The organism is Streptomyces sp. NPDC051286, from assembly GCF_044455345.1.
GTDB lineage: Bacteria > Actinomycetota > Actinomycetes > Streptomycetales > Streptomycetaceae > Streptomyces.
Genome location: NZ_JBITER010000094.1, coordinates 1 through 9,614 on the forward strand (window position 1 = coordinate 1; position 9,614 = coordinate 9,614).

Annotated in this window: 10 protein-coding genes and 1 pseudogene; 5 read left to right on the forward strand and 6 right to left on the reverse strand. The window is 67.1% G+C overall.

Features of this window, described 5'->3' with window-relative positions:
• Positions 1-380 precede the first annotated feature (380 nt).
• The 4 genes from ACIBB8_RS36610 to ACIBB8_RS36625 all read left to right on the forward strand — a co-directional run bounded on the left by ACIBB8_RS36610 (position 381) and on the right by ACIBB8_RS36625 (position 3,935).
• Positions 381-1,052: an ISAs1 family transposase gene (locus ACIBB8_RS36610; RefSeq protein ID WP_398959598.1), complete on the forward strand. Its 672-nt coding sequence runs from the start codon at positions 381-383 to the stop codon at positions 1,050-1,052.
• 62 nt (positions 1,053-1,114) lie between these two features.
• Positions 1,115-1,684 carry a hypothetical protein gene (locus ACIBB8_RS36615; RefSeq protein WP_398959600.1) on the forward strand — a complete coding sequence of 190 codons (570 nt, stop codon included), beginning with the start codon at positions 1,115-1,117 and terminating at the stop codon, positions 1,682-1,684.
• 69 nt (positions 1,685-1,753) lie between these two features.
• The gene (locus tag ACIBB8_RS36620; RefSeq protein ID WP_398959602.1) at positions 1,754-3,289 is read left to right on the forward strand and encodes an ISKra4 family transposase; all 1,536 of its coding nucleotides are present in this window, start codon (positions 1,754-1,756) and stop codon (positions 3,287-3,289) included.
• Between the two features lie 112 nt (positions 3,290-3,401).
• Positions 3,402-3,935 carry a CbrC family protein gene (locus ACIBB8_RS36625; protein WP_398959604.1) on the forward strand — a complete coding sequence of 178 codons (534 nt, stop codon included), beginning with the start codon at positions 3,402-3,404 and terminating at the stop codon, positions 3,933-3,935.
• 48 nt (positions 3,936-3,983) lie between these two features.
• Here ACIBB8_RS36625 and ACIBB8_RS36630 read toward each other — a convergent pair whose 3' ends face one another.
• Positions 3,984-5,075, reverse strand: a complete 1,092-nt coding sequence (locus ACIBB8_RS36630; RefSeq protein ID WP_398959606.1) for an integrase core domain-containing protein — start codon at positions 5,073-5,075, stop codon at positions 3,984-3,986.
• 83 nt (positions 5,076-5,158) lie between these two features.
• Here ACIBB8_RS36630 and ACIBB8_RS36635 point away from each other — a divergent pair, with 83 nt between their 5' ends.
• The gene (locus ACIBB8_RS36635; protein WP_398959608.1) at positions 5,159-5,827 is read left to right on the forward strand and encodes a recombinase family protein; all 669 of its coding nucleotides are present in this window, start codon (positions 5,159-5,161) and stop codon (positions 5,825-5,827) included.
• A gap of 412 nt (positions 5,828-6,239) precedes the next feature.
• Here ACIBB8_RS36635 and ACIBB8_RS36640 read toward each other — a convergent pair.
• From ACIBB8_RS36640 to ACIBB8_RS36660, 5 genes and pseudogenes are all read right to left on the reverse strand, one after another.
• Positions 6,240-6,917: pseudogene (locus tag ACIBB8_RS36640) on the reverse strand (Dyp-type peroxidase); the annotation flags it as partial.
• A 244-nt stretch (positions 6,918-7,161) separates the two neighbouring features.
• Positions 7,162-7,455 (reverse strand): hypothetical protein, encoded by a 294-nt coding sequence (locus ACIBB8_RS36645; protein ID WP_398959610.1) that lies wholly within the window; start codon positions 7,453-7,455, stop codon positions 7,162-7,164.
• Positions 7,456-7,489: 34 nt separating this feature from the next.
• Positions 7,490-7,801, reverse strand: a complete 312-nt coding sequence (locus ACIBB8_RS36650) for a hypothetical protein (RefSeq protein ID WP_366695081.1) — start codon at positions 7,799-7,801, stop codon at positions 7,490-7,492.
• A 281-nt stretch (positions 7,802-8,082) separates the two neighbouring features.
• The gene (locus ACIBB8_RS36655; protein WP_366695083.1) at positions 8,083-8,484 is read right to left on the reverse strand and encodes a hypothetical protein; all 402 of its coding nucleotides are present in this window, start codon (positions 8,482-8,484) and stop codon (positions 8,083-8,085) included.
• A 10-nt stretch (positions 8,485-8,494) separates the two neighbouring features.
• A partial coding sequence (locus tag ACIBB8_RS36660) for an RHS repeat-associated core domain-containing protein (RefSeq protein WP_398959612.1) occupies positions 8,495-9,614 on the reverse strand: 1,120 nt, incomplete at its 5' end.

Here is a 9,614-nt window from a genome sequence, read left to right on the forward strand (position 1 = left end):
GGACCGGACACGACCGGCACCACACTCGCAGCAGCCGCCTCGAACGCCTCGCCTACCGACTCACGGCCTGACCCAGGAATTACGCAGCAGAGTCGTCGTGATCACCAAAGCGCACATAGCACTCAGTGGCACACCAACCCATCTTTTCGTTGAAGCGCGCACAATAAACCCCCCACAGTAGTTGACCGAACGAGAATAATCATGTTCACGTTAAGTCGCTACACATGATTCAGCCATCCCACGTGCCGGCATCATGCCATGGCTTCGGCGTAGTCGACGGGCATCCGGTTCATGACGGTCTGGTCGGCCGGGGAGAGCGGAACAGGCACGGCCTCCAAGATCATGGAGTTCTCGACGCCCCGTGACCTGTCTGGAAGACCGTGCCTGCCGAAGCATCATCGCTGATCCCGCCTGCCCTTGACCAACTCCGCGAGCATGCCGAGGCCGCGCCGGAAGAAGTGCCCGGACTGCTGGACCGCCTCGCCCAGGTGCCCGATCCGCGTGATCCCCGCGGAGTGCGCCACGCGCTGGTCGGCGTTCTTGCCCTGGCCGCCTGCGCAGTGCTGGCCGGGGCAACGTCGCTGCTGGCGGTCGGCGAATGGATTGCCGACGCTCCGCCCCACGTGCTGGAACAAGTCGGCATGCGACTCGACCCCTTGTTCCCCAAACGGTCTCTGCCTGCGGAAACAACGGTTCGACGACTGCTGGCCCGGATCGACGGCGACACGCTGGACCTGGCGGTCGGCCGCTGGCTCGCCGACCGCCGCAACCGAGCCGAGGGCCGGCTGCGCGGCCTGGCGGTCGACGGCAAGAGCCTGCGCGGAGCGGCCAGGGCCAACGGCCGCAGGATCCACCTGCTCGCAGCCCTGGACCACACCACCGGCCTGGTCCCGGCCCAGCTGGACGTGCAGGAGAAGACGAACGAAATCACCTGCTTCCAGCCGCTGTTGGAGACCGTGGCCGACCTGGCCGGGGTGGTCGTCACCAGCGACGCCATGCACACCCAGCGCGAGCACGCCGACTACATTCTCGGTCGGGTGCGGTTCCTTTGAAGGGAGGTGCTGAGGTGGGAGAACGCTGATCGGGGCTGTGTTCGGGGCTTCTCGTCTCTACCGTGGTGGTGGAGAAGGAGGGGGAGCGGATGGGCTCGCTGTTCGAGGAGTTGGAAGCCCGCGAGGCGGCCGCCCGGGTTCGGGTGGAAGAGCTGGAAGCCGAGGTCGCTGAGCTGTCCGGGAGGCTGGAACTGGCCCGGGAGGGGCTGGAGCGTGTGCGGATCACGCGGGAGACGGTCGCCGAGGTGCTCGCGGAGATGGGTCCGGAGGTGTCGCTAGCGGCGGCCGATGCCGGACAGTCGCCTGCGGGTGAGCGGGTGGCGTCGGCGTATGCGGGGGCCGAGCGGCAGGTCGTCGGAGTGCTGACCGTGCCGAACTGGCAGCCCGGGATGATGCCGGATGTGCTGCCGTCGGTGTACCGCGACATCGTGGAGGTGGTGGCGGACGCACCGGGGCCGGTCCGCGCCAAGCAGATCGTGCCGAGGATCGGGCTGCCGGCCGAGACGGGGAAGATCGAGGGCACCCGGTCGAAGCTGAAGCGGCTGGTGGAGCGGGGCTGGCTGGACGAGGAGACCCCCGGCTTGTTCACCCCGGCCCGCCGCCGCGCGGCCGCTTCGCCCAACTCCCGCTGACAACAGGGCTCTTCCGCCTACAGTCGAAGGTGCGACCCAATCGGATGCAGGACAGGAAGAGCCCTGGAGATGAAACCGTACGACACTCATGCCACCGCTGACCCCTTTGCCCGCTCGGTCAGTGCCTTCGAGACCCTGATGCACACCCTGTCGGGCACGGATGCGAGCGTGTGGACCCACGCCGAGCTGGAAGAACACCTCGACGCCGCCGGGCGGGAGCTGTTACGGCAGCTGCTGCAGGACCATCTGGACCTTCGTGCGATGCGCGAAGAGCAACAGGTCCGCGCCGGCAGCAGGCCTCTCGTGGTGGGGCCGGAGGGACGAGCCCGGCCCTGGCGGGAGACGGGACACTCCCGCTGGCTGGCCAGCATTTTCGGGCTGGTCCGCGTGGCCCGGGTCGCCCACCGGGGTCCTGGCGTCGGCAACGTGCACCCCGCCGACGCCGCGCTGTCACTGCCTGCGGGCCGGCACTCGATGGGCCTGCGCCGGCTCGCGGTCACCGAAGCAGTGCGAGGCTCGTTCGACCAGGCCCAGCAGGCGGTCGAGCGCCACTGCGGGAAGGTGCTGGGCAAACGCCGACTCGAAGAACTGGTGGTCGCGGCCGCGGTCGACGCCGACGCCTTCTACCGGGCGAAGATCCCCCTCCCGTGCAGCCGCGCGATGCCGCTGGTGGTCCAGGTGGACGGCAAGGGCGTGGTCATGCGGCCCGAGGCCCTGCGGGAGGCCACCCGCCGGGCCGCCGCGAAGGCTGCGGCTGGCGGCCATCGCGGCCGGCTCGCGCCGGGCGAGAAGCCGAACCGGAAACGGATGGCGACCGTGGCCTGTGTCTTCGACACCCGCCCGGCCCCAAGGCGCCCCCACGACGTGATCCACCCGGCCGGCGGCCGAAGCGGCGAACGACCTGCCCGCCGCGGGCCGAAGGCCGAGAACAAATGGTGCACCGCTTCCCTGGTCCGCCCGCCCGAGCAGGTCATCGCCGACGCATTCGACCAGGCCCAGGCCCGCGACCCGAAGCATCTGCGGCCGTGGCTCGTCCTCGTCGACGGCGCCCGTCACCAGCTCGACCTGATCACCGCCGAGGCCGGCCGACGCGGCGTCACGCTGCACGTGCTGCTGGACTTCGTGCACGTCGCCGAGTACGTCTGGGCCGCCGCCCACGCCTTCCACAAGCCCGGCACCACCGGGGCCGAAGCCTGGGCGGCCGGCCACCTGACCGCGATCCTTGCAGGCCACGCCGCCCGCACCGCGGACCAGATGACCGCCCAAGCCGATCGGGAACACCTCCCAGCCACCCGGCGCGAGGCCGTCGACGCCTGCTACCGCTACCTGACCGGCCACCTCGACCAGCTCCGCTACGACACCGCGCTCGACAACGGCTGGCCGATCGCCACCGGCGCGGTCGAAGGCGCCTGCCGTCACCTGATCGCCGACCGACTCGACATCACCGGCGCCCGCTGGGGCCTTCACGAAGCCGAAGCCGTCCTACGGCTCCGCGCCCTCGTCGCCAACGGCGACCTCGACTCCTACTGGCGCTTCCACACCGCCCGCGAGCACGAGCGCCTCTACCCCACCCCCGACCAGCAGGATTTCAGCCTGACCGTTTGATCACGAGCCTGCTTGCGGACAGACTGCGACCCATGAGGTTCACAGGCATGCCCTCCGGCACACAGACCACCGGCGCCGAGGCTGACCTCCCCATGCCCCGGCAGGCTCACCAGTGACGACCGACCTGCCCCAATTCCGCTACCACCCCGACCCCGTCGCAAGCGGCTCCATCCGCGAGAGCTCCGAGACCTGCGCCTGCTGCAACCGCAGCACGGGATGGATCTACACCGCCACCTTCTACACGGCCCAGGAAGTCAGCGGGAGATTCTGCCCCTGGTGCATCGCCGATGGCAGTGCCGCTGAACGATTCGAAGGTGAATTCACCGACGCATACGGACTCGACGGCGTCAGCGAGGAGACCCTGGTGCAGGTCACCCGCCGCACCCCCGGCTTCCACGCCTGGCAGGATCCGCACTGGCTTGTCCACTGCAACGACGCGGCCACCTTCATCGGCGAGGTCGGATACACCGAGCTGGCAGCCCACCCCGAGGCACTCGACCAGCTCCGACTCGACCTCCGAATGGGCGGCTGGCACGATCCGTCCCAGCTCGAGAGCTTCCTGACCCACCTCGGCCAGGGGGCAAGCGCCATGCTCTTCCGCTGCACCGTCTGCGCCACCCACCTCGCCTACACCGACGCTTCATAGCCACGGCCCAGCTCAGCACTGCGGGTGCCGATTATTCATCCATCCTGGTCACGCAGCATGTTGGTACTCGTGAAGGGTTCCGCCGAGTCGATCTCGTCGACGGACATCCAGGTGGCTGATCTGCCCGGGATCGGCGATTGGTGCGGGGAGTTGGCGGAGCGGAGCCGCTTGCCCCAGGGCTCGGTGCGGCCGGTGCCGGTTGTAGAAGGTCTCGAACTCGCGGAGCGCGTGCAGGAGGTGCCCCTGGTTCCAGATCAAGGTGCGGTCGAGGAGCTCGCGCCGGCAGGTCTGTATCCATCGCTCCATGAGGGAGTTCATCCGGGGTATCCGGATGCCGGTGGTGACGACCTTCAGACCGGTTTCGGCCAGCAGGGTGTCGAAGGCGGCGGTGAACTTCGAGTCCCGGTCCCGGATCAGGAAACTGGCCCTGGTGCCCGCGTCCTCCAGATCCATGAGGAGGTTGCGGCCGAGCCGCACGATCCACTCCGCGGTCGGGTGCGCGGTGGCGCCCAGGATCCGGACGCGCCTCGTGGAGTGCTCGATGACGGCGAAGACGTACATCCGTGCCCCAGTCAGGGTGCGGGTCTCGAAAAGATCGCAGGCGAGCAGCGCTTCGGCCCGGCTGCGCAGGAAATCGGCCCAGGTCGTGCTCTGCCGTTCGGGCGCGGGTGGGATGCCGTGCTCGCGAAGGATCTCCCAGACGGTGGAGGCGGCGACCTTGATGCCCAGCGCCGCGAGCTCACCGTGGATCCGACGATACCCCCACGACGCGTTCTCCCTGGCCAGACGCAGGACCAGGACGCGGATCGAGCGGACGGTGGGCGGGCGTCCACGCCGCTTCGGCGCACAGGTGGTGGCATGGCGTCGCTTGAGCAGGTTGCGGTGCCAGCGCAGGATCGTGTCCGGGCGTACCAGCAGCAGGAGGTGGCGCAGCTTCTCTCTCGGGAGGTGGTGGAGCAGGCCGGCGAGGATGGCGCGATCGGTGTCGGTGAAGGCGGGCTTGGCGATCTGGCTTTGCAGGACCAGCAGTTGGTGTCGGAGCGCAAGGATTTCGATGTCCTTGTCGCGGTCGCTCATCGGCAGCAGACGTAGCAGGGCGAAGATGTTGGTCGCGGCGAGGTAGGCCAGGCGCAGCAGCACGACCGATCATGATGCCGTCCTCCCTCGCTCAGGTGAAGACAGCGGGGCGGCCGACGTCGCATCAGAGATGGCCGATCAAGGCCGTGACCTGGGCGGATGATTTATCGGCACCCGCACAGTCACTCGACGCACAGCTCGACTCCCTCGCCGAAGCCGGGGTCACCTGCGTCTTCTCGGAGAAGATCTCCACCCGCGCCACCAGGCGCCCCGAGCTGGAGGCCGCCGGGGAGATCCGCTCCTCCGGCGTCGCCGTCACCCTTGTCGTCCACGAGCACAAACGCCTCGGCCGCGGCATCAAACTCACCATGCTCGCCGAAGAGCTGAAGGCCAGCGACGTCGGCCTGGAGTTCCTCACGGTCGTCGCCGCCGGACGCTGGCACGCCGCCCACCGGCACGCCCAGCAGGCCGAAGCCGCCCGCCAAACGGCCGTGCACCTCCGCGCGGCCTACCAAGCCGCCGCGGAAGCCCCGCTGGGGGGCATGCACGCCTACGGCCAGCTACTGCCGCTGCGCCAACAGCGGCAGCATGCCGACGCGGTCCGCACCGCGCTGCCGAAGCTGGCCATCCGACTCCAGGCCGAGGCTGGATGGCCCGCCTTGGCGGCCCTGCTGGACCAAGTCCAGCGCGCCGGCCACGACAGCACAGCCCTCCTACGCAGGGTCGCTGCGCAGCGGGAGCTCGAAAGCACGGAGTCTGTCAGCGAGGTGCTTGTCTGGCGCCTGTACCGGCTGGACCTCGTACCCGCCAAGTAGCCCACCGCTGTGCCAGCAGGAAAACGCACAGCGAAGCAGGTCCAGCAGACCGCTCCTCCCGCAACCCTCCCGAGTGCGGAGGCTGTGCACCCTCGTCGGCGTTGAGTAGGCCACCAGCGTCCATGGTGTAACGCCCATCGGCAGCCTTGTCCGCCTGCCCCTCAGCAGGCGGACAAGGCTGGATCAGCCGAGCAGACGGGCGATGTGCTTTCGCAGGGGTGCTTCGAGTTGCAGGTTGTTTCCGCGCTCCATCCCCTGAAGGTACTCGCTGGCCACAACCAGCTGGGAGAAGCGTGCAGCGGCCGATTGCAGCATGGGCTTGAACTCGCCGAAGACGCGGTCGGCAACAGCAGGGGCGGCGAGGCAGATTGGCGCGCAGCACGCGGCGTGGATTGATGGGTCCTGCAGATGATCAGGAGAGGAGCCGCTGACCCCACCATTCGTCGGGGCCCTCGACGCCCGGCGGGATCGCGTAGACGCCCGAACCGACGTGCTCGATGTACTCGTTGAGGGCGTCGGCGCGCGACAGGGTGCGCTGGACGGGGATGAAGCCGGTGCGGACGTCGCGCTGGTAGGCGAGGAAGAAGAGCCCGACCTCCAGGCGGCCGGTGCCGTCGGTGCCGTCGGTGCCGTCGGTGAAGGAGTAGCCGCGGCGGAGCAGCCGGGTGCCGCTGTTGGTGTCCGGGTGCGAGAGGCGGACGTGCGAGTCGGCGGGCAGGTCGACGAGCCGGGGCTCGTCGTGCTCGCGGGTCCGGCCGGTCGGGGCGCGCTCGCGCTTGTCGCGGCTGATGACCTGCTCCTGCTCCGCCAGGGAGGTGCGGTCCCAGGTCTCGATGTGCATCCGAATGCGGCGGGCGACGAGGTACGAGCCGCCAGTTATCCAGTCGGGGCCGTCGCCGGGGGCGGCCCCGACGTGGCCGTCGAGGCTGGCGCTGTCGCTGCTGGCGATGTTGTGGGTGCCGTCCTTGAAGCCGACCAGGCTGCGCGGGGTCTGCGCCTCGGGGGTGGTGGACGAGGTCTTGCCGAAGCCGAGCTGGGGCCAGCGGATCGCGGCCCGGCCGAAGGCGATCCGGGAGAGGTTGCGGATTGCGGACCGGCCGAGCAAGTAGGCGGGCGACGGCAGGCGGCCCATCAGCAAGGCGGCTCTTGCCGGGACACCGACGCTGATGTCCTGGCCCCCAGCGCGAGTAGCCGGTGCAACTCCGGCCACCGGTTGGTCGCGGCATCGTGCTGCGCAAAGGCTCAGCTCGTAGGCTACGCGTGGGCGCGCTTGTCGGGCCGAGAATCACCCCTGAGGGGGCCTGTGCGCGGCCGGGGCTGGCCGCTGCAGGTGGTTACGTAGTGCCGCCCTGCTTGATGCGAAACCCATCAGGCCAGTGCACTTGTCCGATTTTGTATTCGTGGATGAGGAATCCATCGGGTGATCTCCTGAACCCTGGCAGGGTTCGCGCTTGCTCGATGCGCCGTTCGGCCCGCTCCGTACTGGAATACAAGCCGAGCACCTTGAAATCTTCCTCGCTGTCATCCCAGCACAGCGGCTCGCCGTCTTCGAAGACATCAGACGATGCTTGATCGTCCTGCGGAAGGAAGTGATGCCGGTGCACGAGCAGATAGAAAGTATTCTCCACGGTGATCCCTTCGGAGGTCGGTGAGGTTTACGGGTCAGTCTTCTTGCCGTCCGTCAGCATGCTCTGTGAAGAATCCATCGATCCAATCGTCGGTATCGACTTCCATAGGGGTGATGACGAAGCAGTCAGGCTCGTCTCGGAATCCTGGAAGAAGCATTGACACTTTCTCCTGCGCCTCGGCGGCCGACTCGGTCGGATAGACGCCGAGGTTTCTCCACTCTGTCTCGTCCAAGCGCACCTCGCCGTCCGAATCACGATGCAGCGTCCGGCCGTCTTCTTGTTCGATCAAATGCCTGGCATGCCACAGAATGAAGACATTTTCCCGCGCTTCGAGCTCTGATGTCATTTTTCGCACTTTCTTGTGGGGGGGAAGGTGTCCGCCTGGCCTCGCGATGATTTGTCGCGAGGCCAGGCGGACACCTTCGACTACCCGCGACTAGTGTCGGTCGAGGTACTTACGGGCCTTGCTGATCGACCCCCTAGCGCCCTTCTCCTTCTTGGTGGGAAGTCGCCCGTATTCATCCTTGAAGTACTTAATGGCCGACTCCAATGAGCTCTTTCCGGGGATTTTCCGCTTACCCCTGACGAAGCTCGGGGAGTGCCCCCTATGCCATTGGCAGAAGGAGATCACTTAATGTCAGTGGCCTTCAGATTTCCGTCCCTGAAGGTCCATACTCTTCTGTGATGTGTTGCCTGCCATCCTTCCTTGGCAACTAGAGGCCCCTTCATCCATGCCAACATGCCGGGTACCCCTTCTTCGAGGAGCGCTCTCCTCGCCGCCTGCTTGCGTTCGATGCGAACGGGATACACCGAGACCCAGAACCCCACGGATCCCGGATGCACGCCGCCTCCGTAAGTCCTTGACTGGGCCGCAGTCCATCTGGCATCCATGATCTCGGATGTGTCTCCAGTGGTCGACGGATCGAACGTGAGGTCCACGATCTTGGCCGACGCAGGTTCGATCGCATCCCGCATTTCACTGTGCGTCACAGGCCACGCATATCCTCGCGGCAGTTTCTTTCGGATCACTCCAGCTTCCTTACTTGCGATTGAGGTGCTTTTCGATCTGCTTCCACTCGCCCGACCTGCGCTCCTTCGCGGTGGGCAGCCGGCGGTAGTGTTCCTTGAATGTCCGGTCTACGGCCTTCTTTGTCGTTTCCGTTCCCTCCTTCCCCTTGCCACGTGCCCATGACGGAATGTCGCGCGCAGTCTCTTTGCCGGACTTCTTTGGCGCCTTCGCCCAGAGGATTCTCACCTTGTTGATGGCCCAGGCTTTCCCATACCACCAGATGAGGCCGATGATCGCTACGACTGCGGCCACGCCGATGATGGAGAGCACCGTTCCCGCGCTGATGCCAGTGACAGCCAGACCGACCAGCGCAATGGCAGCCATGCGTCCGTCGAGGTCGACGAGATTGATGGGGTCGCCGCAGGTGTAGTCGTAGGCGTTGCAGCTTCCGCCGCGGATGGGGTCGGTGCTGAGGAAGCGGCCGGTGTTGGGGTTGTAGAGGCGGACTCCCATGAGGGTGAGTCCGGTGAGGGTTTCGCTGCTGCGTTGATGGGCGCCGAGCCAGTTGTAGCGGGGGGCTGTCTCGGTGCGGGGGTTGCCGAATTCGTCGGTGTCGGAGGTGGTGGGGGCCTGGTTGGTGTCGAGGGGGAGGTAGAGGGCGATGTCGCCGTGGAGGGCGGTCAGGGTGAGGATTGCCGGGCCGCTGGTGGAACTGGTGGCGGCGAGGGTTCCGTCGGGTCCGGGAATGTAACGGGTGATGTCGCCGACAGTGGCGGATTCGCTGATCCAGCGGGGTGTGTCGCTGTCGTCGGCGTAGTGGTTGGTCTTGCCGGCGGTGGTGGTCCAGGTGGTGCCGTCGCTGGTCTCCACGGTCCAGCTCTGGTGGCGGAAGGCGGCGTCGAGGGTCCAGGTCTGGCGGGTGGTGCCGTTGGTCTGGCGGCGGACGAGGTCGTTGGCGTAGTAGTCGATGCTGCCGTGACCGGGGACGGTCAGGGTGCGGCCGAGGTCGTCGTAGGTGTAGCCGGCATCGGTGATGCGGTCGGCAGAGTCGTAGGTGAACCGCCCCGGGTTCGGTAGAGATCTCAGATTGTGGTTGTGACCTGGGGTTTTGTGGATTTCATGTAGTGGTTGGTCTCGTACTCGACGGGCG

What these genes read in the sequence shown, in the direction of transcription:
- ACIBB8_RS36620 (WP_398959602.1), top strand. Translation starts at nt 1,754, where the DNA reads ATGAAACCGTACGACACTCATGCCACCGCTGACCCCTTTGCCCGCTCG.
- ACIBB8_RS36650 (WP_366695081.1), bottom strand. Translation starts at nt 7,801, where the DNA reads ATGACATCAGAGCTCGAAGCGCGGGAAAATGTCTTCATTCTGTGGCAT.